Below are 20,557 nucleotides of genomic sequence, written 5' to 3' on the forward strand. Positions count from 1 at the left end.
GGCTCACATGGCGTGATCGTCTTTCGACATCGGCGGCAGGATATCGGCCGAGTAGAGCACGGCCGGCTTGGAGCCGTTGTTCTTCCACCAGTGGGCAAGCTCGCCGAACTCGGCGGTGACTTCGCCCGCCTTGTGCTCGATCGGAACCTTGCAGTTGCTGCGATATTCGGTGATCGTGCCTTCGAGGATCAGGATGTTGGCGGGACGTGCTTCATGCGAATGCCACGGCACGACGCCGCCCGGCTGGACGACGAGCTTGCGAAAACGCAGCGCGCTTCCTTTCCAGTCGCCGCCCCTGGAGGAGAGATCGATCGAGGCGAGGACGTCATCGGTGACGCCGTCCGGTGCGGTTGCGCCCGGCGCCATGGCGCCTGCCGCCACCTGATCGGCCGGGCATTCCCCGGCAAGAGCGGGCACGGTGGCCAAGGTGGAGGCAAAAAGGCCGAGCGTTGCAAGGGCGAGCGGCAGGCGGCCCGCAGTGAACTTCTGAGGCATGTCGGGTTCTCCTTCGTCGGTAACGCCGGAGAAATTCCGGCGGCACAAGGAGATTGCGGGAGATTCCGCCGACAAAGAAATGCCGCCTGCTTTTGAATTCCATAGCTCAGAGCTATTGCGGGCGAGAGGACGCGCGGCCGCGGCCGTAGCCGTCGGGACCCGCCGTGCGCGCTACTGCATGTCTCCCTGAATCGACCTCGATTTAAGGACAAAGACATGCAGCAATTCAAAGTGCCTCAGCGACTTTGCGTGTCTGATAAGACGCGCGGCGCTGCAAGCAGGCTCAGGCTATGCGCCGCATGTCTATTCCTGAATGCGGGGCGGCCCAGCCATAGGATTTCACGGCGCTGACGAATGTCGCCATGGCGGGCGAAAACCGCCTGCCGGCGACGGTCACGAGACAGACCTCCCGGCTCACTTCCGGATCGGTGACGGGACGCACCTGGAGGCCCGGGATCACGGCGCTGTATTCGGGCAGGAAGCAGATGCCGAGGCCGCCGGCGACCATGTTCTGGATCCAGTCCTCCCGCTCGCTCGAATAGGAATCCTGGGTGCGCACTCCGCAGGCATCGCAGACATCGGAAAGATAGTCGTTGAATTCGCAGTTGACCCGCCTGAGATAGACTTCGCCGTCGATAGCCGAGATGGGGATTGCCTCATACTGGCTCAAGCGGTGCCCGGCTGGGAAGGCCAGCATGAACCGCTCGCGAAACAGCGGCGTGACATCGAAACGCTCGGGGAACTGGTCGCTGCTTGCCATGATCGCCACATCGATCTCGCCTGCCTCCAGCAGTTCGGAAAGACCGAGAGGCACGCCTTCGACGAGCTGAAGCTGAATGCCGCGATGACGCATGTTGAAGTCGGTGAGCAGGCCGGTGAAACGGCGCGGTCCGATGGTGCACATGATGCCGACCTTCACATGCGCATCCTCGAGACAAAGAAAGCGCGACGCCTCCTGCCGGACGCCCGACAACTCGTCGACGATCGACTGGAAGCGCGGCCTCAGCAGGTTTCCGAGGTCGGTCAGATGAGTGAGGTTGCGCTCGCGCCGGAACAACAGGCCGCCGACCTCGTCCTCGAGTTGCTGGATTGCGCGGCTCAATGCCGGCTGCGTTACATTGCATTTCTCGGCGGCGCGCGTGAAGTTGCGCGTTTCGCAGACCGCCAGGAAATAGCGAACGTGGTGAATGTCCATACCTGCCCCCCGGGAAGGCTTCTACGGCATATTGCTTCGGATCGGATCCGATCTAGAAATCAATCATTTCAAAGTGCTATAGAGACCCACCATGGGTCCTGGCCGACGCGCAGCGCCGAAGTCGAGGCGATGAACTTCCTATGTGCGCGCCGCCTTCGCCAATGCAATTCACCTATCGAATTCATAGCACAGTGGCATTTCAGTTGAAATGAATAGAGCGCCATTCTCTTCCCGGAAAAGGCCCTTCGGCCCAAACGTGAGGAGACGCGGACATGCTCAAAAGTACCGACGCTGAAATCGACGCGATGTTCGGACGCAGGGCGCTCGAGGGGCGCAGCGCCATCGTCACCGGTTCCACCAGCGGCATTGGTCTCGGCATCGCCCAGGCGCTGGCCAAGGCGGGCGCGGCAGTGATGCTCAACGGTTTTGGCGATCCGGCCGAAATCGAGCGGCAGCGGGCCGAAATGGCGGATGAGAACGACGTCGACGTCGCCTATGACAGCGCCGACATGTCGAGCCCGGAGGCGATCCGGATGATGGTCGAGCGCGCCGGCGCCCGCTTCGGACAGATCGACATCGTCGTGAACAATGCGGGAATCCAGTATGTTGCGCCGATCGCCGAATTCCCTGAGGCCAAATGGGACGCGATCCTCGGCATCAATCTTTCTGCTGCGTTTCACCTCGTTCGGGCGACCTACGGGCAGATGCGCGCTCGCGGTTACGGACGCGTCATCAACGTCGCCTCGGCTCACGGTCTCGTCGCCTCGCCCTTCAAGTCCGCTTACGTGGCCGCCAAACATGGGCTTGTCGGGCTCACCAAGGTCGTGGCGCTCGAAGGCGCGGAATTCGGCATTACGGCCAATGCGATCTGCCCGGGCTATGTCTGGACGCCGCTGGTGGAGGCGCAGATCGACGGCCAGGCCAAGTCGCGCGGGATCGCCCGCGACGCGGTTATCCGCGACGTGTTCCTGAAGAACCAGCCGACCAAGCGCTTCGCGACGGTCGAGGAGATGGGGGCGCTAAGCGTCTTCCTGTGCAGCAGCGCGGCCGCTTCGATCACCGGCGCGGCCATTCCCGTCGATGGCGGGTGGACGGCCCATTGATCGAGAGGAGCAGAGCCATGAACAAGCACACCCACATGGGCCAGCCGGTGCCCGAGCACCAGGTGCGGCGCTCCGGGGCCGACATGCGTCCGCCGCGAACGATAAACCTCGCGCTTCAGGGCGGCGGTGCGCACGGCGCATTCACCTGGGGCGTGCTTGACCGGCTGCTCGACGAGGCGAACCTTTCCTTCGAAGGCATCGTTGCGACCAGTGCCGGCGCGATGAACGCCGCCGTCCTGGCCTATGGGCTTGCGGAGGGCGGACGCAGCGGCGCGCAAAGGGCTCTCGCCAATTTCTGGCGCCGCATCAGCCATGCGGCAGCCTTCGGTCCGCTGCAGCCGAGTTTGCTCGACCGCCTGACCGGGTCGAAATCCTTGGAGTATTCGCCGGCCTTCGTCGTCTTCGACATGGTGACGCGGCTGCTATCGCCCTACCAGTTCAACCCATTGAACTACAATCCGCTGCGCCAGGTCCTGGAACAATCGATCGATCTCGATGCGATCCGCATGTCCCGTTGTCCCGTGAAGCTGAACATCTGCGCCACCAACGTGCGCTCCGGCAAGGTCAAGGTGTTTTCCAATGACGAGATCTCGATCGACGCCGTAATGGCCTCGGCCTGCCTGCCTTTCCTGTTTCAGGCTGTCGAGATCGACGGTGAGGCCTATTGGGACGGAGGCTACATGGGGAACCCCGCCATTTTCCCGCTGATCTATGGCTGCGACACGCCGGATGTGCTGGTGGTGCATATCAATCCGCTGGAGCGAACTGAACTGCCGCGCACTGCGGCCGAAATCCTCAACAGGATCAACGAAATCAGCTTCAACTCGTCTCTATTGAGGGAGATGCGGGCAATCGCCTTCGTGACGCACCTGATCGATTCCGAGGCCGGCAATTCTCTTGGCCTCAAACGCATCTTCGTACATGGCATCTCCGACGACGAGACGATGAGAAACCTCAGCGTCTCGAGCAAGCTCAATGCCGAGTGGGGAGCCCTCGTAGACCTCCGTGACCGCGGTCGACAGTGCGCGGAGGACTGGCTGATGGCGAACTATGACGCGATAGGGAAGCGTTCGAGCGTCGATATCAGTACGCGTTACCTTTAGACGGCTCAGCGCTTCCCGACCAATCACGGCGCGTCGCCACCGGCCGAGCGCACCTCCCTTGCCATCTCCCTCCCGATGGCAGTCCTGCCCCCCGATACGGCCCGATCGGCCCGACTCCGGGGGGCTTTTTTCGTCTCAGGTGCACCCGTCGCCGGCGGATAGTTCGGCCTATCGAAACCATGCCTGAACAGCATTTCAAAGAGCGCGAGCGGTCTGCGAAGCTTGTCAGTATCAGGCCGATACCCGGTCTGAACAACGTCAGATCCAGGAGATGTTCAATGATCAACACTCGTACGCTCATCAGTTCGGCGCTTGCCGCGATCGCCTCCGTCTCGGCGTCGACCGCATCGGCAGGACCGGCCGCCCAGCCCGAGTTCTCGTTCGAGAAGTGCTACGGCATCGTCAAGGCCGGGCAGAACGACTGCCAGACAGCCACCCATTCCTGCGCGGGCACCTCGACGATGGACGACCAGGCCGACGCCTGGATCTACGTGCCTGCCGGCACCTGCGGAAAGATCGCCGGCGGCAGCAACGCCCCCAAGGCCTGACGGCCTCCAACTACAAGCGAAAAGGGAGTAGACCGATGCCCAAGACGTTTCCAACCCACCCGGTGCCGTGCGCTGCGGGCATCGGCCTCCGTTCGATACACATTGCCGAGATGCTTTCCCGCAGGCCCGCTGCGGGTTGGCTGGAAGTCCATGCCGAAAACTACATGGGCCAATCAGCGGCCGTGAAGGCGCTCGAGAAGCTGCGCGAGGTTTATCCGCTTTCGGTGCACGGCGTCGGACTGTCGCTCGGCAGCGCCTCAGGTCTCGACCGAGCGCATCTGGAGCGGCTGCGTCTCGTCTGTGAGCGCTTCCAGCCGGCGATCGTCTCGGAGCACCTTGCCTGGAGCGTCGCCGACGGCGCCTACCTCAACGACCTCCTGCCGCTCCGTTACGACGACGAGGCGCTCGCCATCGTTTCCGGGAACATCGGCCGGCTGCAGGACACGCTCAAGCGTCAGGTCTTCATCGAAAACCTCTCCGCCTATCTGGCCTTCGCGGAATCGAGCATGACCGAGGCCGAGTTCCTGAGCGAGCTCGTCAACCGGACCGGTTGCGGCTTGCTGCTGGACGTCAACAACGTCCATGTCTCCGCAAGCAACCTCGACTACGATGCATTGGCCTTCATCGACGCTCTGCCTGCCGAAGCGATCGGCGAAATCCACCTTGCCGGCCACGCAGTCAACGAAGTCGACGGCGACGTCATTCTCATCGACGACCATGGGTCGCGCGTGCCGCCGGCCGTCTGGTCGCTGTATGCCCACGCTCTCCGCAGGATCGGCCCGCGACCGACACTGATCGAATGGGACACGGATGTGCCGCCGCTCGAGGTCTTGTTGGGCGAAGCCATGTGGGCGGACATGCTCGCCCGCAGTATCGCCTTCGACGAGCGCCCGGAGGAGCCGCCGGTCACCGTGCCGGACAGCCGTTTCGAGACCATGAAGCTGCCCGGCCGCGACGACACAAGTGGCATTCGTTTCCCGGCGCTTGCCGCAATCGCGGCAGTCAAAGCCGCTTGCGGCAAGTGCGCAGCGGACCATTGCAGGAGGGACGGCCATGTCCTCCATTGAAACCCTGCAGAGCGTGGTCGCGCGTGCGGTTCTGACGACCGGGCCCGCAGATGTCCTGCCGCTCCTCGAGCGGGGTCGTTTCGATCCCGCAAGGCGGCTCAATATCTACCGCAACAATACGCTGGTCTCGCTCACGACGACATTGAAGGCCGTGTTTCCCGTGACGGTGCGGCTGCTCGACGAGCGCTACTTCAGTTATGTGGCCGGCTGCTTCATCCGCAACAGCCCGCCACAAGAGCCGCGCCTTTCACATTACGGCGCAGGATTTGCGCCATTCCTCGCGCGCTTCGAGGGAACCGCCGACATGCCATTCGTTTCCGAGGTGGCGCGCCTGGAGTGGAAGATCGCCGAAGCGCTCGACGCGCCGCTGGAGCGGCCAAGCACACTAATCGAGCTCTACGAGGGGCTTTCGAGCGGGTCCTTCGCGCTCTTCCTACAGCCTTCGCTGCGACTTGTTCTGTGCCGCTGGCCCGCCCTCAGCATATGGGCGGCGCACCAGCAGGGAGGCGATCCCGAAAGGCTCGCCCATCTCAAACGCGAACCGGAGCGCGTCGCGCTGTGGAGACATGCCGACACCGTTCGCTTCCTGCGCCTCGACGCCGCGGAGTTTGCGTTCTGGCACATGTTGATGCGGGGCAGCGGACTCGAGGCTGCGGTCGCTCGCGCCTGCCGCCATTCGCCTGAGTTCGATATCGCTCGAGCGCTGACGGGCCTTTTCGTCAGCGAGCTCGTCATCGGCATCCATCGCATGAAGGGGTCTTCCAACCAGCAGGAGAGAGTGTCATGACCACAATGCGCGCAACACCGATCAGTATTCCCAGAACGATATACAGGCTCCACCACACTGTCGTGGAGTGGGCGACCGCCCTGCCGCTATCGATCGTGCAATTGGCGTCCCGCGTGGCGATCGCGGAGGTTTTCTGGCAATCCGCCCAGACGAAGCTCGCATCCTGGCCGGTAACGCTCCAGCTGTTCGCCTTCGAATATCGCGTGCCGCTGCTCGATCCCGAACTGGCCGCCGTCATGGCGACGACGGCGGAACTCAGTGGCGCGGCGATGCTCGCCCTGGGACTGCTCGCGCGGCTCGCGTCGCTGATGCTGCTCGGCGTCGTCGCCACCATCCAGATCTTCGTCTACCCGGATCATTGGGTCGAGCATCTGATGTGGACGAGCCTGCTCCTGCTCATCCTGTCGCGCGGCGCCGGAGTCATTTCCGTCGATCATCTGGTCGCCCGACGCATCCGTGCCGGAGGCTGAGCAATGCCGGTGACGCCTGTTCAGAGCGGCTCCGCGCCGGGCAAGATCGCGGCCGGCGCGGAGCAGACAAGGCACCGGCCGCGCGTGGTCATTCTCGGTGCGGGCTTCGGCGGCCTGAACGCGGCATTGGCGCTTCGCCGCGCGCCGGTCGAAGTCACCGTCATCGACCGACGAAACTATCACCTGTTCCAGCCTCTGCTTTATCAGGTGGCGACCGCGGGGCTCTCACCGGCGCAGATTGCCATGCCCATCCGCCGCATTCTTTCGCGGCAGTCGAATGCCACGGTCCTGATGGACAAGATCGAGGCGGTCGATACCGCCGCGCGATGCGTCGTGACCGGCAGCCGGCGCATCCCCTATGACTACCTGATCGTCGCGACCGGCGCCCGCCACACTTATTTCGGCAACGATACTTGGGCGGACCACGCCCCGGGCCTGAAGACAATCACGGATGCGACGGCGATCCGCGCGCGTATCCTCTCCGCCTTCGAACGGGCGGAGGTGACCGATGAGCCGCATCTGCGTCAGGCGCTCTTGACCTTCGTTGTCGTCGGCGGCGGGCCGACCGGTGTCGAACTGGCCGGCGCCATCGCCGAGCTCTCGCGAAGGACGATCGTCCGTGATTTCCGGCGCATCGATTCGTCCTCCGCCCGGGTCGTGCTCGTCGAGGCGGGTGAGCGGATACTGCCGGCGATGCCGCCCTGCCTTTCGAGGAAAGCCCAGAGACAACTCGAAAGGCTTGGCGTCGAGGTCCTGCTCGGCAATGCGGTCGCCGGCTGCGACGACAGCGGAGTGCGGCTGGCCGACGGAACTGAAATCGGCTCCGCCTGCATTCTCTGGGCCGCAGGCGTCATGGCTTCGCGCGCCGCCAAGTGGATCGGCGCGCCGGCCGACCGTGCCGGACGGGTCCTGGTCGACGGGTGTCTAAATCCGCCGGGGCACGAGGAAATATTCGTCATCGGTGACACGGCCTCGGTGACCGATGCGGCCGGACGTCCTGTACCCGGCGTGGCGCCGGCAGCCAAGCAGATGGGTCGCTACGCGGCGCGCGCCATTCTCGACGACGTGGCGGGACGGCAATCGGCGCCCTTCCGTTACCGCGACTACGGCAATCTCGCGACCATCGGCCGCAAGGCAGCGGTTGCGGATTTCGGCAAGGCCAGGCTCTCCGGCTATCCCGCATGGCTCGTCTGGAACTTCGCCCATCTCTGGTTCCTCGTCGGCTTCCGTAATCGCCTCGTGGTCTTTCTCGACTGGGCGGTCGCCTACGTCCGCAACGATCGCGCCGCGCGGCTGATCACCGGCCGACACGAGGCCTAGCGATGTATCGCCCGAAGCTCGCCCAGGTCATCATCGTCATCCTCATGCTGGCGGTGCTCTCCACCGCCGCGTTGATCCATCTCATCTGGCAGCGCGCAGCCGGCGAGAACATCGAGGAGATCGTCGCCAGTCTCGATGCCCAGACGGCGGGATCCGTCAGGAACGACCTGTCCCGAACGCTGGCGCTCGTGACGAGCACCGCCGAAGTTGTCCGCTCCATCTTCTTCCAGGGTGCGATCGGCGCCGATGACGAGGTCAAGCGCGAGTTCCTGTTCCTGTCGCTGCTGCGCGAGCAGCCGGCGATCGCCTGGATCGGCTTCGGCTTTCCGGACGGGCGCTTTTTCGGATCGCATGCGACCGCCGACGGTCGGATCGAAATGGTCGAAATCGGCGCTGCGAAAGCCGGCGAGCTCCGTCCGCTGCGGCGCGATCTCTACCGGCCGATCCCGGGCGACATCTTTTTCGAGGAGCGCATCAAGGCGGAGAGCGCCTATGTGGCACTCGGCGCCCCCTGGTATCGATTGGGCAAGGAAACCGGAGAGCCCGTCTGGACGGTCACCAATGTGCTGCCGAACGGTTTCGAGCCGGCCATAGTGCTGTCGAAGCGTGTCGTGACTTTCGGGAAGTTTACCGGCGTGGTGATGGTGGCCGTGAGCCTCCGGCGCCTTTCCGAGGCGCTGCAGGCGCTCGAACTACCAGCGCTCGGCAAAGCCTTCGTTCTTGACGAGCGCGGGCGGGTGCTTGCGACGTCGCAACCCTCCGACGGCGTGATGGCGGCGCATTTTTCCGACTTTCCGGCCTCCGATGCCGTGGCGACGGCCGCCGCCGAGGCCGTTGCGACGAATAAGGTCGACGCCTTCCGCGCCGTAGTGCTAAACGCTTCGCTAGGCCCCGTCTTCGTGTCGTCGTCGCGCTTGCCATTCGAGAACTGGCGCCTTGTTACCGCCACCCCGCGCTCGACCTTCGCAAGCGGTATCGACAAGAATATCCGGCGCATAGCCATAGTCGTGCTCGCCATGGCCGCGCTTGCCGCAGCAACTGCCGTCGGTTTTGCAAATTTTCTCTTCGCCCGGCCGCTCGCCCGGCTGGCGGAGCAATTGCGTGCGGTCGAGCGCTTCTCTCTGGAAAGCATCCGCCATCACCCGACCTTTCTCGCCGAGCTCAACGACTTGTCTCAGGCGTTGAAGCGGATGGCGGTCGGGCTTTCGGCCTTCGCCCGCTATATGCCGCTCGACGTCGTGCGACCGCTGGTCGAGGGTGGCATCGAGCCGAAGCCCGGCGGCTCGCTCTGCGAAGTGACGGTCATGTTCGCCGACCTGCCGGGTTTCACCGAGCTGACGGAAAGGCTCGGGCCTGGCGTCGAGCCGCATCTGACGCGTTTCCTGACGATTGCCGTTACCGCGATTCACGCCGAGGGAGGCACCGTCGACAAGTTCATCGGGGATGCCGTTATGGCGATCTGGAACGCGCCGGGCAAACAGGCGGATCATGCAGCCCGCGCCTGCCGCGCGGCTGTCGCGATCCGGACGGCAATGCATGACGAGCCGCCAATTGCGGCCGGCGAGAATGCGATCCGCGTGCGCATCGGTATTAACAGCGGCACGGCGCTGATCGGCAATATCGGCTCCGCCGAGCGGCTGAGCTACACCGCCATCGGCGACACGGTCAATCTCGCGAGCCGGCTGGTGAATGTGGCCAAGGAGCGCGGCGTCGAAATCGTGCTCAGCGATGCAACGATGCGGGAACTCGGGGCAGAGCCGATGACGAGACCGCTCGGGCTTACGGCCGTCCGCGGCAAGGCCAGGCCCGTCGGCGTGCATACGATTGACCAGCTAAACGCTCGATCCGCGGGAGGAAGCGATGGAAATGGCGATTACGACGGTGGCGATGCTCGCTTGCATGCAGCTCAAGCACTTCGTCGCTGATTATGTGCTGCAGCCTGCCTGGATCCTGCGCGGCAAAGGAAATTTCCGCATGATCGGCGGCTATGTCCATGCCGGCGGGCACGCGCTCGGAACCCTGCCGGCACTGATGCTCGCCGGCGCTGGAATGACGCGCGTCGCCATTCTCGTGCTCGCCGAATTCGTAGCGCACTATCTCATCGACTATGGCAAGGCACTGCTGTCGCGGCATAGCCGCGCCGATGCGACGACCCGGACCTACTGGGCGATGCACGGAGCCGATCAATTGATGCACCAGCTCACCTATGCGGCGCTGATCCTTGCCGCACTGGCGTAGGTACTTTCATGCCTAGCGGCAAAACATTCGCCGCCGGGCCGAGTTCATCGGAATCCCGTCAAGCTCGTCGCTCTCGCCATTCGATATCCAGTCCTAACCTCCCACGACCGCCATTCAGCACGTCGCGTCGAGAGCGGTGCTCGCGACCAGGCAACGGGCGACAAACCTGCGCGAAGTAGCGGGTGTGTGTCTCCACTGCCGTCGGGCCTTATGTCGCTAGAGCCTTAAAGCTCGCGGTGGAGGTTGAGCATCTTTAATATTTCCATGATATTTTGCTGAGCTTTGATAGTATCAGGCCGGAAAACAGCGGAACGCTGTTAGGAGTTGTGCGGCTGTCCGATGGCTACCGGGGGAACACAAGCACAAGTTGGTGCACTTTCGGGAGAGCGCAGGCAGGTGACCGCGCTCTTCTACGACGTAGTTGGCTCAACTGCCTTGTTGCAACAACTCGATCCCGAAGTCTTCGGTGTCGTGTTGCGGACCCTCCACAATGAGGCGAGCGCCCTCATCAGCAGCTATGGCGGTCACCTTGAGCGAGCTCAAGGAGATGGCGGCTGTGCCTACTTTGGGGTCCCGGAGGCGAGGGAGGACGCCGCCGAATGTGCGGTTGCGGCGGCGATTGAGGTGGTTGAACGCTGCCAGCGGCTGGCACAACAGTTCGGAGTGAGTCTGAAGGTCAGAGTTGGCGTCGCCACCAGCCTTGTCGTAATTGCCGACGGCTCGACGGCAGATTTTCCGAGCTACACAGAAGTCATCGGAATCGCGCCGGCGCTCGCTGCCCGCATTCAGTCCGAAGCTGCACCGAATACCGTTGCGGTGGCGGAAGCCACTTATCGGCTGACCACGGGAGTGTTCGAATTTGAGGAGATCGGGGTTCGGGAGCTCAAGGGCTTCGTCGAACCAGTTCGCTTGTGGCGGCCAGTGGCCCGCCGGCCGCAATCCGATCGCTTCACGGCCTACCGGCGTGTGTCGACGCCCTTCGTCGGCCGCGACGACGAGCTTGAGCTTTGCCGAAGGCGCTGGGCCCGTGCCATAAACGGCAACGGCCAGCTCATTTTTTTGCATGGCGACGCAGGGATGGGCAAATCGCGGCTGGTTGCGGAGTTCCGTCGTGATCTCGCAGGGAGAGGCGTGGACTGCCTTGTGTTTCAGTGTCAACCTCGCGGCAATACTGAACCGCTGCATCCGTTTCTGCGGCCGATCAGGCAGGCCGCCGCGGAGGCCACCGGAGAGTCCGAGCCGGATCGGGATGCCGTCATTCGCTTTCTGCGGTCGCTCGGCTCCGAAGTTAGCGAGCTGCACGCCGAGATCGTCGCGTTCCTGCTGGTCGACAAGCCGCAGGAACTTTCAAGCGAAGCCTGGCAAGTCGATCTCTCGGACCAGGAGATCCGGAGGCGCGCTGTCGAGGCCACGCTGGCGGTTCTGACATCGTACTCCGCAACAAGACCAGTCCTCATCGTGATCGAGGACGTGCATTGGGCTGACACGCTCACAAAAGCCCTTATCGCCGGGCTGGCCGAATGGATCGAGTCGAGACCGGTTCTTGCCATTGCAACGTCGCGTTTGGCCACCGACTCTGACTGTCTGGGTGATCCGAACGTGCTCGACATTGCGTTGCCGCGGCTTACAGATCAAGCGACCTCGCAGCTGGTCGGCCGAATTTGGGAGACGACGCCTCCGGATGGGCTCGCTGCCTTTGTCTACGAGAAGAGCGACGGTGTCCCACTCTTCGCCGAACAGCTCGCGCTGCTGCTGAAGGAACGCGCCGGGCCAGACGTTCGGGATCAGGCCGGATGGGAAACGCTGCTTCGCGAGGGCCGCATTCTCAATCTGCAAGACCTTATCGCAGCCCGTCTTGCTGGCCTGGGACGGCTGAGGCGCGTGGCGCAGATCGCAAGTGTCATCGGGCGGGAGTTCCGACTGAAGCTCCTCGTCGCCGTATTGGAACCTGAGCCTCTTCCTGTTCCCCTAGATGAAGCGATCGAGACGCTCGCCCAGGCCGGGATCGTGCGTCGAACTTCCGCGGGCGCGGCGATCCGATTTCGTCACGTCCTCATTCAGGAGGCGGCCTACGACAGTCTCCTGAAGTCCGAGCGGCGGGAAATACACCGACGCATTGTGCGCCTTGTACAGTCGGACTCAGTTCCGCCTCTGCCCGATGAGGCGATGGCATGGCATTGCGAACAGGCCGGTGAGCCGCTCGCGGCGGCGCGCCACGCAATTCAGGCGGCGGAGGCGTGCGGCGCTCGCTCTGCCCTGCACGAGGCCGACCGCCTGTTGGATTTCGCCGAGAAGCAGCTGGCGGGAGTTGGAGAGGGTGGCGAGGCGAACGATCTGCTGCTTCGCCTGCTCGCGGTGCGCGGACCGGTTGCTGCCGCGCTCCACGGGAGGGGAGGGGCGCGAGCGCGCTCGATCTATGAGCATGGAGTGTGGCTTTGCGCGGAACGCAAGAATCAGGATCGCGCGAAATGGTTTCCGCTCTATTGGGGCTGGTGGTTCACTGCCCCGGACTTCGCGACGCAGCGAGTGCGGTCGGACATCCTTTTGCGCGACCTTGAGGGCTCGGCCGATCCGGAGGTCCGGCTCCAGTCCCTCCATTGCGCATGGGCCACGAACGAAGATGCCGGACTGCACGTACACTGTTTGCAGTGCGTCGAGGAGGGTTTGAAGCTCTATGACGAGGACCGAGCCCGATTCAGCCGCGGTCGCTACGGTGGCCATGATGCGAAGGTCTGCGCACTGGGCGAACGAGCCTTCTCTCTTTGGTTCATGGGCGACAACGCCGGATCGTCGGAGAGTATCGACGCGGCGAAGCAGTGGGCTGAGCACATCAATCATCTCCCCAGCGTGCTTCATGCGCTGGAGTTCGAGATCGAGCTGGAACGATATCGCAATGATCATGCGGGCGTTATCGCGGTCGCTGACAGGATCGCTGAGCTCGCGCAGGACGTGCCGGGCGTGGTTGCAAAGGCGGCGCTTTTTCGGGCTTGGGCGCACGGCATGAGCGGGGATGCAGCCGCCGGCTTGGCAGAATTCGAAGCCGGGCTGGCGCGCCAGCGGGAAATCGCCACGTCTGAAGGCATGCCCATCTATGCGGGCATGCGTGCAGAGCTGTTCGAGCGTGCGGGACGCAACGACGAAGCCCTGTCAATCCTCGACGGCGCAATCGCGGCCTCGACCGGGAGTGGGCAGGTTTTCTGGCTAGCGGAGTTGCTTCGCCAGCGGGCTCTCCTTCGGCATGCACGCCACGAACCGGAGGAAGCTGTTGCGTCGGACCTTCACCGCGCGCTCGAAGTCGCCACCGAACAGCAAGCCTCGACGCTTGCTTCGCGTGTGCGCCTGGATCTGGAGCGGCTCGGGCTTCGCGCTCAGACCGGGGATGCATGAACGAAACGCACGCGGCAACAGCGGCTGAACTGGGCGCACAACTCGAGCGAGAACTATCCACCTGCCGCGATTTCCGGGGCAGGAAGCCTAAAGCCACCGAAGAGCTCGTCCGCGCACTCTTCTCCAAACGGAGTCGCTTTGGCATAACGCGCGTTGGATCGCTGACCCGACTTGATCGGGCTGGAGTAGCGGTCGTCCAGGTGGTCCGGCCGCTGTCGCTGTCCAACGCGGTGTCCCAAGGCAAGGGCCCCAATGTCATGGAGGCAGCGGCCTCGGGCCTTATGGAAAGCCTGGAATGCTGGGCGGCGGAGCGGATTGCGCCTGAGCGGATCAAGGTTGCGAGCGCGCGCCAACTGGGGGATGAGATACGCGATCTCTATGCTGGTTGTCGCGTGCACGGTTTCGACGCAGGGTGGGATCAATTGCGGCTTGGCTGGACGGACGGCTACGACCTCTTCACCGCGCGCGTGCGGCCGGTTCCTGTCGCGATGGTCGATACGATCTACACGCTTCCTTCGCCGCACCCCATTGCGTTTCCGCGATCGACACGGGGCCTCGCCGCGAGCCCGACAATGCTTGCTGCGATCATCCATGCAGCACTTGAAATCTTGGAACGGGCGAGCGTCGCTGGGGCGGAGCGATATCCGCGTTCCTACCCGGAGCTTCGGATCGATCCGGCCCGCGTCGCCGGACCTCTCTCATCCGGCATGTTGGCCCGCCTCGAGGCTGCGGATCTTGCTGCGGGTATCTGGCTGGTTCCGGGCGATCACGATATGCCCGTCTTTCGCTGCCAGGTCATGGAGACGCAGCGCCATCGGGAAATCGCACCGATGCCGGGCGAGGGATTCGCCTGCGATTTCACCTATGACCGCGCTCTGGCAAGAGCCCTCATGGAGGCAGCACAGGCGCGGGTCACCGCGCTCGCCGGGGCCCGCGAGGACATTACCCGAGCTGTCTACCCTGAGCGCTACGACCGCGAGCACCTTGATGCGTGCCGGCAAGCGTTCCTGTCGCCGAGCGGGACGACCGCGCTTCCTGCCGACCGCGACGAACCCGCCTCCGCAACCACAGCGCTGACAGCCGTGCTCGGCGCGATCAAGGCCGCTGGAGGGCAAGCGGCCCTGGTCGTGCCTCTCTACAGCAGCAAGGACCTCGACCTGAACGTAGTCCGCCTTGTCGTCCCGCCGCTCAGGGACCTCGTCAGGGAGTAGCGCGATGGTGAGCGAACTGGTCGTCTTCCTCGGTCCGACACTGTCGCGTGCCGAAGCTGCCGGAATCCTCGACGCAACTTATCTGCCGCCGGCCGAGCAAGGATCGGTCGTGCGTGCGGTGCGGCAATATTCGCCTCGGGCGCTCGTCCTGATCGATGGCTCGTTCGGACGGGTGCCGGCGGTGCGTCACAAGGAGGTCCTCTGGGCGCTTGCGAAAGGCATCCCGGTATTCGGGGCGGCAAGCATGGGCGCGCTCCGGGCGGCTGAACTCTCCGCTTTCGGCATGCAGGGCTACGGCTTCATCTATCGGTGGTACTCGATGACGCCCCTCGCTGACGACGACGAGGTTGCAGTAGCGATGAGTCCTCCTGAGCTTGGCACTGCTCCACTGAGCGAAGCACTCATCAATATCCGCCTCACTCTGCGCCGCGCAATGCACGCTGGCATCGTGACTGCCGACGTGCGGAGGAAGCTCGAAACGCTGGCACGCGACACGCACTTCGTCGAACGCAGCTATCCCCGCCTCCTCGCCGATGCGCGGTCTACCTTTTCCGAAGCATCGGCAGTCGCTATGGATCGCCTCGCGGACTGGCTGCCGTCAGGGGCACTCGACCGCAAGCGTGAGGACGCGATAGGACTGTTGACGAAGCTTGCCCGCGGCTCGGGATTTGTTGGAAGACCCCTGAACGCTCCGCCCTTCCGCCTGACCGAAGCATGGGCATACGATCTCGACGCGGCAGGGCTCTGGAGCGATGATATCAAATTAATTCTTTCGGATGAGGGAAGTTGACTTAAGAAAGACCTCGCGTCATCTTCCTCAACTTGGGGAAGACTTTACATCATCCTAAAAGCGAGGGGAGCCGCCTGGATGGACGCGTCCGGACAATGGCCGTCAGAGTTGAATTCGACGGCTTCGCGTCTTGGAACACGCTTTCTCGTTTTCCCGCAGCCTCCGTTCATTCCAGGCTATGAGCGGCCGGAGACGATATGGGTTTCCACGCCTCCAAACCGAATCGGCCCCGGGCCGGCCGACAGCCGAATGTATGTGATCGACCCGATGGTCGACAAACAACCCTATCAGTTTCCCTATCTGCCCCCCTACGCCGGCGCGTCGAAGCCGCCCGCCGTGGCGGGTCCGGACGGTCACTTCGACCACATCCAAATCGGTACGCCGGAATTCGAGGCGGCGCATGTCTACGCCTGCGTCCGCCGCACGCTCGACATTTGCGAGAGTTATCTGGGGCGGGATATCCCCTGGTTCTTTGAACCGACTTACGGCCGTCTCGAAATTGTGCCGCGGCTGCGCTGGGACAACGCGCAGTCAGGCTACGGTTTTCTGGAGATGGGGGAGGACGAGTCGCGGGGCGAGCCGCACCCCTTCGCGCTCAACTTCGATGCTGTCGCGCATGAGGTTGGGCACCTGATCATCTTCGGCGTGATGGGCGCGCCCCAGTTTGACCCGCCGCATGAATACTTCGCCTACCATGAAGCGGCCGCTGATTTCATCGCGCTCATCGGCCTCTTACACTTTGACACGGCGCTCGACCTGCTTCTGCGCCGGACGCGCGGCAATCTCCTGATCACCAACGAACTCGACCGCTTCGGAGAGCTTTGCGACGAAAAGCAGGTGCGCCTGTTCAGCCATTCGCTGAGGATGAGGGACGTCTGCGCCGAGGTGCACGACCTCTCCAAACCCTTCGCAGGCGCGCTGTTCGACGTCCTGGTCGAGATCTACCAGGTGCTGCTTTTCGAGCGTGGGCTTTCCGATCTCGATCCGCGCGACTTCCGCGACCTCAGGAGCGAGCTTTCGGACGAGGAAATGGAGGAACTGTTTTCCGCCTCGCTCGGCGTCAATGACGACCGGGTGTTCGCCTTGAAATCGGCGCTGGAAGAGGCGCGCGATTTCGTGGGCGAAATCCTGGTGCGCTCATGGGATGAGCTGGAGCCGCAAACGCTCGACTACCGCGGAGCGGCGGAGGCAATGATCCAGGCCGCCGAAACCGGGCGCGCGAACCGCTTTGTCCACAGCATCGCCGACAACTTTACCTGGCGCGAGATCCTGTGAGTAACGGCGCATGGCGAAGAAGACATCGCCAACGTCAACGCAAGTTCTGCGGCCAGAAAATCGGGCTCGCAGGTCCGGTCAGCCGCCGGAAAAATCGGGACAGCGTCAACCACGAACCGGTTCAAGGGGAGAATTAATATGCAGTATGAAACTAATCCAGCGCCGCCGAATCCGCGGAGTTATCGGCCGGATCAGATCACGCTTTACGGCGTAAGACTTAACGTCGAAAATGACGCTGCATATCTGCCGTTGGACGGCAATAGGCTTAAGCTGGCTGTTGTGCCTTTTGGTTCAGACGTTGCTGTAGATCCACAGGAGATGGAGATTGCTGTGATCTATGGATATGCGTACGAGGGATACTGCTATCGTTTCGATAAGCCGAAACTCTTCGTGTTCTCCCCAAACACGACCAAGGCGCCCGCGAAAGGATGCGGTTACGAAAACAGTGGATATTTCATGTGGCAGATTACGAAAAAGACTCAGATGATGGAGCTTTCGACAAGTGCCGACCTGGCTGAGGAGCTCGTCTTGAACGCAAATCTTCCGGGAAATCGCAGCCCTAACACTTACGGCAATAGCATGGCTCTGGCCCATCGGAGCGGTCGGCTGAGTCGCGGCGGTGGAACTCAAGGCTAAGCGGTTTATGCTCCGGGAAGTCGTTTCGCTACAGCGCCGTGTGTCTTTCAGACGCACAACGGACGCTCCCTGCCCTTAACTATATTATCAGCTTGCATGCGGCGGGAGTTTTGAATCGTCAATCGGATATAGTTGCCCCTTGCGTACTATCATTCGAGAGTTATGAATGCCGTAGTCGGAACCGTTCCTGCTAACTTCGATTTTTACTTCACCAGTTTGCCCATCGAACGTTGAAACGGAAACCTCAAACGGTGGTTCTCCGGCCTCAGCCCGCTGAAGCTTAATCTCGGGTTCCGCAGCGTCGTTTAGATTATCGGTGACTTTCAGATATTTGTCCGTACCGGTTGCTGTGAATCTTACGATCGCCATGTGTCTCCCTCCAGAGCGCCATTCGCACTTCTAAACTTCCATAGCACTGTTTAGAGTGCAGCTACTTCGAGCCCGTTGTAAAGAAGCGCTACTAGAGAAAGTGCAGACTGTCGGCTGCGTTCAACACACCAAGTCAAGCGTAATAATCGCCAGAAAGCGATTGGCGGCGGTTCGTTTACTACCTTGCCTCAGCCTGGTCGTTTCAAGAAACCTTCGCAGCGCGCAACGAAGGGCAGCAAAGCGCGCTTTCTACTCGTTCCGTCGCCGCAAGGGACGGCAAAATCCCCCCACCGGGCCCTTCGGCGTGCCTGCTTCTGCTGTTACCAGAATCAGCGATGGCTTCTGGCGATCATCGCGAGGATCGTCTCGAAAAGCTCGTCCTCTGCTTGTCGGGCTGTAATCTCGCCGGTAGCGGCGGCATGGGACAGGGCGTCGGCGGCTCCGAGCATGGCCCAGAAGCCCGCTTGTGGAACGCCTCGTGGGCCGATGAAAGAGGCCAACGCCTTTCGACACTTGTCGATGAAGACAAGTTGATAATCCCGCTTGACCGCTTCCAGCTCGGGTGAACCGGCCAGGGCGGCCAGCACGCCGGGTATCTCGCGCCCTTGCGCGAGAACGCATTCGACATAGGCCGCGGCGAGGACCCTCGCCGTCCCTTCCAGTGTTGGCTCGCGTGCCTCGAGCGCCGCGTCGATGATTGCCGTCTGTCGCGCGTCAAAATCCTTGTAGAGCGCGATCAGCAAACCATTGCGCGTGCCGAAATGGTCATAGACGACCGGCTTGGTGATATCGGCTTCTTCCGAAAGCCTCGGGAGCGTCAAGGCATCCGTGCCTTCCTCCCGCACCAGCCGCCACGACACGTCCAGGAGCTGGCGGAGCCGCTCTTCGCGGCTGAGGCGAAGGCGCTTCGGCGCATGCCGGTCTTTTTCCGATGTGCTTGACATGTCTATATACCAAAAGTAACTTACCTTAAGTATATAGGAGCCACCCCTTAACCGCAACCACTCCGCCGGTCTCGTTGCCGGCGGCTGAAGCGGCGTGCCTCGCGCCCGCCGTCGATGGAGGATTTTTGCCAAATGACCGATGCTTCCCTTTCCCGCCCCGTTGACCAGAAGGCATGGCTAGGCCTCATGGCGGTGCTGCCACTGGTCCTGATCGTGGCTATGGACGGTTCCATTCTCTACCTTGCGATGCCGCGCGTGACCTCCGCGCTCACACCCACCGCCGACCAGGCTCTGTGGATTCTCGACATCTATGGATTCGTGGTCGGATCGCTGCTGATCACCTTCGGCAATATCGGCGACCGTTACGGCCGGCTGAAGTTGATCATGGTCGGTGCCGTCGTCTTCGGCGTCGGGTCCCTCGGCGCTGCCTATGCGCAGGCGCCTGAAACCCTGATCGCGTTCCGCGCCCTGATGGGCCTCGGCGGCGCCACGCTGCTGCCCTCGGGCCTTGCGATCGTCAGCGCCCTGTTTCCCGATCCTCGGCTGCGCGCGCAAGTCATCGGTATCTTCGCCGCCACTTTCTCGGCCGGCTTCGCAATCGGCCCGGTCGTCGGCGGTCTTCTGCTCCAGCATTATACGTGGGGGAGCGTGTTTGTGATCAACGTCCCGGTCGTCATCGCCTTCCTGATCGCCGCGCCGATCCTGCTGCGGGAAGTGCGCTACACGCATTACGGGCGCATCGATCTCCCGAGCCTGCTGCTGTCCTTCGTGGGCATCCTGTTGTTCACGTGGTCGGTCAAGGCCGCTGCCGCCTATGGGTTTACAGTGGCGCAAGCAATCGCCGGGATCGTCGGCATCGTCGTGCTCGCCCTCTTCCTGCACAGACAGACGAGGATCGAATATCCGCTGCTCGATCTCAGCCTGTTCCGCGACCGCATCTTCTCCATTGCGATCCTGACCGGCCTTTTGTCGCTGGTCGTCTGGGCCGCCGCGGGATATCTCTCGGGCATCTATCTGCAATCGGTCCTGGGCTTCGACGTCCTTTCGGCCGCGCTACTGACCCTGCCAGGCGCAATCGTGCTGACGGCGGTCTGCGTGGGTGCAGCTCGGATCGTCGAACGCATCGGCCGCAAGCCCGCGCTGGTCGCCACGCATCTTCTCATCAGTGCAGGCGTCTTCCTGCTGCTGTTCACAAGCACCGAAGCCGGTATCGCGGTCTTCATCGCCTCGACCACGATTGCCGGCATCGGTTATGGCCTGTCGTTCAGCCTAGTGGCCGAGGTCGCGGTTTCGGCGGTGCCGGCAGAGCGCGCCGGCGCGGCAGCCTCTATTGCAGAGACCAGCAACGAGCTGGGCAACGCACTGGGGATTTCGCTGCTCGGCTCTCTGGCGGCACTCGGCTTCCGGCTGCTCGGGCCTGATGTGGCCGGCACGCTTAACGAGACTCTGGATCAGCCGGCGCTTACCGCCGAGACGGTGCTCCATGCGAAGCAGGCCTTCCTGACGGGCCTGCATGTGGCCGTCTCTGTCGGCGGCCTGCTTACGCTCGCGGTCGGTATCATCGCGTGGCTCTGGTTGCCGAGGAACCTACCGGAATAACGAATGTCCTCTTATCGCGG

Annotated in this window: 19 protein-coding genes; 15 read left to right on the forward strand and 4 right to left on the reverse strand. The window is 62.9% G+C overall.

What is annotated here, in order from left to right:
* Nucleotides 1-3: 3 nt before the first annotated feature.
* Both AYK65_RS30270 and AYK65_RS30275 read right to left on the reverse strand, forming a co-directional pair.
* Nucleotides 4-495: a cupin domain-containing protein gene (locus AYK65_RS30270; protein WP_026614725.1), complete on the reverse strand. Its 492-nt coding sequence runs from the start codon at nucleotides 493-495 to the stop codon at nucleotides 4-6.
* 283 nt (nucleotides 496-778) lie between these two features.
* Entirely contained in the window at nucleotides 779-1,690 is a 912-nt protein-coding gene (locus AYK65_RS30275) for a LysR family transcriptional regulator (RefSeq protein ID WP_081163037.1), read from the reverse strand.
* A gap of 272 nt (nucleotides 1,691-1,962) precedes the next feature.
* Between AYK65_RS30275 and AYK65_RS30280 the strand changes: the two genes are divergently transcribed.
* The 14 genes from AYK65_RS30280 to AYK65_RS30345 all read left to right on the forward strand — a co-directional run bounded on the left by AYK65_RS30280 (nucleotide 1,963) and on the right by AYK65_RS30345 (nucleotide 17,625).
* Nucleotides 1,963-2,793, forward strand: a complete 831-nt coding sequence (locus AYK65_RS30280) for a 3-hydroxybutyrate dehydrogenase (protein WP_081163039.1) — start codon at nucleotides 1,963-1,965, stop codon at nucleotides 2,791-2,793.
* A 17-nt stretch (nucleotides 2,794-2,810) separates the two neighbouring features.
* A complete protein-coding gene (locus tag AYK65_RS30285) occupies nucleotides 2,811-3,896 on the forward strand; it encodes a patatin-like phospholipase family protein (RefSeq protein WP_081163040.1) in 1,086 nt (361 codons plus the stop codon).
* Between the two features lie 278 nt (nucleotides 3,897-4,174).
* The gene (locus AYK65_RS30290) at nucleotides 4,175-4,444 is read left to right on the forward strand and encodes a BufA1 family periplasmic bufferin-type metallophore (RefSeq protein ID WP_018237578.1); all 270 of its coding nucleotides are present in this window, start codon (nucleotides 4,175-4,177) and stop codon (nucleotides 4,442-4,444) included.
* Nucleotides 4,445-4,479: 35 nt separating this feature from the next.
* Complete coding sequence (gene bufB, locus AYK65_RS30295; protein WP_081163042.1) at nucleotides 4,480-5,511, forward strand: MNIO family bufferin maturase; 1,032 nt, start codon at nucleotides 4,480-4,482, stop codon at nucleotides 5,509-5,511.
* A complete protein-coding gene (locus tag AYK65_RS30300) occupies nucleotides 5,498-6,298 on the forward strand; it encodes an HvfC/BufC N-terminal domain-containing protein (RefSeq protein WP_081163044.1) in 801 nt (266 codons plus the stop codon). Before bufB ends, AYK65_RS30300 begins: the two co-directional genes overlap by 14 nt.
* Nucleotides 6,295-6,768 (forward strand): DoxX family protein, encoded by a 474-nt coding sequence (locus AYK65_RS30305; RefSeq protein ID WP_081163045.1) that lies wholly within the window; start codon nucleotides 6,295-6,297, stop codon nucleotides 6,766-6,768. The genes AYK65_RS30300 and AYK65_RS30305 overlap by 4 nt, the downstream gene beginning before the upstream one ends.
* A 3-nt stretch (nucleotides 6,769-6,771) precedes the next feature.
* Nucleotides 6,772-8,088, forward strand: a complete 1,317-nt coding sequence (locus tag AYK65_RS30310) for an NAD(P)/FAD-dependent oxidoreductase (RefSeq protein WP_081163047.1) — start codon at nucleotides 6,772-6,774, stop codon at nucleotides 8,086-8,088.
* Between the two features lie 2 nt (nucleotides 8,089-8,090).
* Nucleotides 8,091-10,013, forward strand: a complete 1,923-nt coding sequence (locus AYK65_RS30315; protein ID WP_081163049.1) for an adenylate/guanylate cyclase domain-containing protein — start codon at nucleotides 8,091-8,093, stop codon at nucleotides 10,011-10,013.
* Entirely contained in the window at nucleotides 9,949-10,326 is a 378-nt protein-coding gene (locus AYK65_RS30320) for a DUF3307 domain-containing protein (RefSeq protein WP_026614734.1), read from the forward strand. Before AYK65_RS30315 ends, AYK65_RS30320 begins: the two co-directional genes overlap by 65 nt.
* Nucleotides 10,327-10,722: 396 nt before the next feature.
* A complete protein-coding gene (locus AYK65_RS30325) occupies nucleotides 10,723-13,713 on the forward strand; it encodes an AAA family ATPase (protein ID WP_172402089.1) in 2,991 nt (996 codons plus the stop codon).
* A complete protein-coding gene (locus AYK65_RS30330; RefSeq protein WP_081163052.1) occupies nucleotides 13,710-14,924 on the forward strand; it encodes a YcaO-like family protein in 1,215 nt (404 codons plus the stop codon). Before AYK65_RS30325 ends, AYK65_RS30330 begins: the two co-directional genes overlap by 4 nt.
* A gap of 4 nt (nucleotides 14,925-14,928) precedes the next feature.
* Nucleotides 14,929-15,714 carry a TfuA-like protein gene (locus tag AYK65_RS30335; protein ID WP_081163053.1) on the forward strand — a complete coding sequence of 262 codons (786 nt, stop codon included), beginning with the start codon at nucleotides 14,929-14,931 and terminating at the stop codon, nucleotides 15,712-15,714.
* Nucleotides 15,715-15,963: 249 nt separating this feature from the next.
* Nucleotides 15,964-16,989, forward strand: a complete 1,026-nt coding sequence (locus AYK65_RS30340) for a gluzincin family metallopeptidase (RefSeq protein WP_338031566.1) — start codon at nucleotides 15,964-15,966, stop codon at nucleotides 16,987-16,989.
* Between the two features lie 138 nt (nucleotides 16,990-17,127).
* Complete coding sequence (locus AYK65_RS30345; RefSeq protein WP_081163056.1) at nucleotides 17,128-17,625, forward strand: hypothetical protein; 498 nt, start codon at nucleotides 17,128-17,130, stop codon at nucleotides 17,623-17,625.
* Nucleotides 17,626-17,712: 87 nt separating this feature from the next.
* On the opposite strand, the gene AYK65_RS30350 is transcribed toward AYK65_RS30345, so the two are convergent.
* Nucleotides 17,713-17,994, reverse strand: a complete 282-nt coding sequence (locus AYK65_RS30350; protein WP_081163057.1) for a hypothetical protein — start codon at nucleotides 17,992-17,994, stop codon at nucleotides 17,713-17,715.
* 329 nt (nucleotides 17,995-18,323) lie between these two features.
* Nucleotides 18,324-18,938: a TetR/AcrR family transcriptional regulator gene (locus AYK65_RS30355; protein WP_081163059.1), complete on the reverse strand. Its 615-nt coding sequence runs from the start codon at nucleotides 18,936-18,938 to the stop codon at nucleotides 18,324-18,326.
* A 132-nt stretch (nucleotides 18,939-19,070) separates the two neighbouring features.
* Between AYK65_RS30355 and AYK65_RS30360 the strand changes: the two genes are divergently transcribed.
* Complete coding sequence (locus tag AYK65_RS30360; RefSeq protein WP_081163060.1) at nucleotides 19,071-20,537, forward strand: MFS transporter; 1,467 nt, start codon at nucleotides 19,071-19,073, stop codon at nucleotides 20,535-20,537.
* Nucleotides 20,538-20,557 lie beyond the last annotated feature (20 nt).

Source organism: Ensifer aridi (genome assembly GCF_002078505.1).
Lineage (GTDB): Bacteria > Pseudomonadota > Alphaproteobacteria > Rhizobiales > Rhizobiaceae > Sinorhizobium > Sinorhizobium aridi.

What these genes read in the sequence shown, in the direction of transcription:
- AYK65_RS30360 (WP_081163060.1), top strand. Translation starts at nt 19,071, where the DNA reads ATGACCGATGCTTCCCTTTCCCGCCCCGTTGACCAGAAGGCATGGCTA.
- AYK65_RS30330 (WP_081163052.1), top strand. Translation starts at nt 13,710, where the DNA reads ATGAACGAAACGCACGCGGCAACAGCGGCTGAACTGGGCGCACAACTC.
- bufB (WP_081163042.1), top strand. Translation starts at nt 4,480, where the DNA reads ATGCCCAAGACGTTTCCAACCCACCCGGTGCCGTGCGCTGCGGGCATC.
- AYK65_RS30335 (WP_081163053.1), top strand. Translation starts at nt 14,929, where the DNA reads ATGGTGAGCGAACTGGTCGTCTTCCTCGGTCCGACACTGTCGCGTGCC.
- AYK65_RS30320 (WP_026614734.1), top strand. Translation starts at nt 9,949, where the DNA reads ATGGAAATGGCGATTACGACGGTGGCGATGCTCGCTTGCATGCAGCTC.
- AYK65_RS30355 (WP_081163059.1), bottom strand. Translation starts at nt 18,938, where the DNA reads ATGTCAAGCACATCGGAAAAAGACCGGCATGCGCCGAAGCGCCTTCGC.
- AYK65_RS30350 (WP_081163057.1), bottom strand. Translation starts at nt 17,994, where the DNA reads ATGGCGATCGTAAGATTCACAGCAACCGGTACGGACAAATATCTGAAA.
- AYK65_RS30270 (WP_026614725.1), bottom strand. Translation starts at nt 495, where the DNA reads ATGCCTCAGAAGTTCACTGCGGGCCGCCTGCCGCTCGCCCTTGCAACG.
- AYK65_RS30285 (WP_081163040.1), top strand. Translation starts at nt 2,811, where the DNA reads ATGAACAAGCACACCCACATGGGCCAGCCGGTGCCCGAGCACCAGGTG.
- AYK65_RS30280 (WP_081163039.1), top strand. Translation starts at nt 1,963, where the DNA reads ATGCTCAAAAGTACCGACGCTGAAATCGACGCGATGTTCGGACGCAGG.
- AYK65_RS30310 (WP_081163047.1), top strand. Translation starts at nt 6,772, where the DNA reads ATGCCGGTGACGCCTGTTCAGAGCGGCTCCGCGCCGGGCAAGATCGCG.
- AYK65_RS30345 (WP_081163056.1), top strand. Translation starts at nt 17,128, where the DNA reads ATGCAGTATGAAACTAATCCAGCGCCGCCGAATCCGCGGAGTTATCGG.
- AYK65_RS30340 (WP_338031566.1), top strand. Translation starts at nt 15,964, where the DNA reads ATGTATGTGATCGACCCGATGGTCGACAAACAACCCTATCAGTTTCCC.
- AYK65_RS30290 (WP_018237578.1), top strand. Translation starts at nt 4,175, where the DNA reads ATGATCAACACTCGTACGCTCATCAGTTCGGCGCTTGCCGCGATCGCC.
- AYK65_RS30300 (WP_081163044.1), top strand. Translation starts at nt 5,498, where the DNA reads ATGTCCTCCATTGAAACCCTGCAGAGCGTGGTCGCGCGTGCGGTTCTG.
- AYK65_RS30315 (WP_081163049.1), top strand. Translation starts at nt 8,091, where the DNA reads ATGTATCGCCCGAAGCTCGCCCAGGTCATCATCGTCATCCTCATGCTG.
- AYK65_RS30275 (WP_081163037.1), bottom strand. Translation starts at nt 1,690, where the DNA reads ATGGACATTCACCACGTTCGCTATTTCCTGGCGGTCTGCGAAACGCGC.
- AYK65_RS30305 (WP_081163045.1), top strand. Translation starts at nt 6,295, where the DNA reads ATGACCACAATGCGCGCAACACCGATCAGTATTCCCAGAACGATATAC.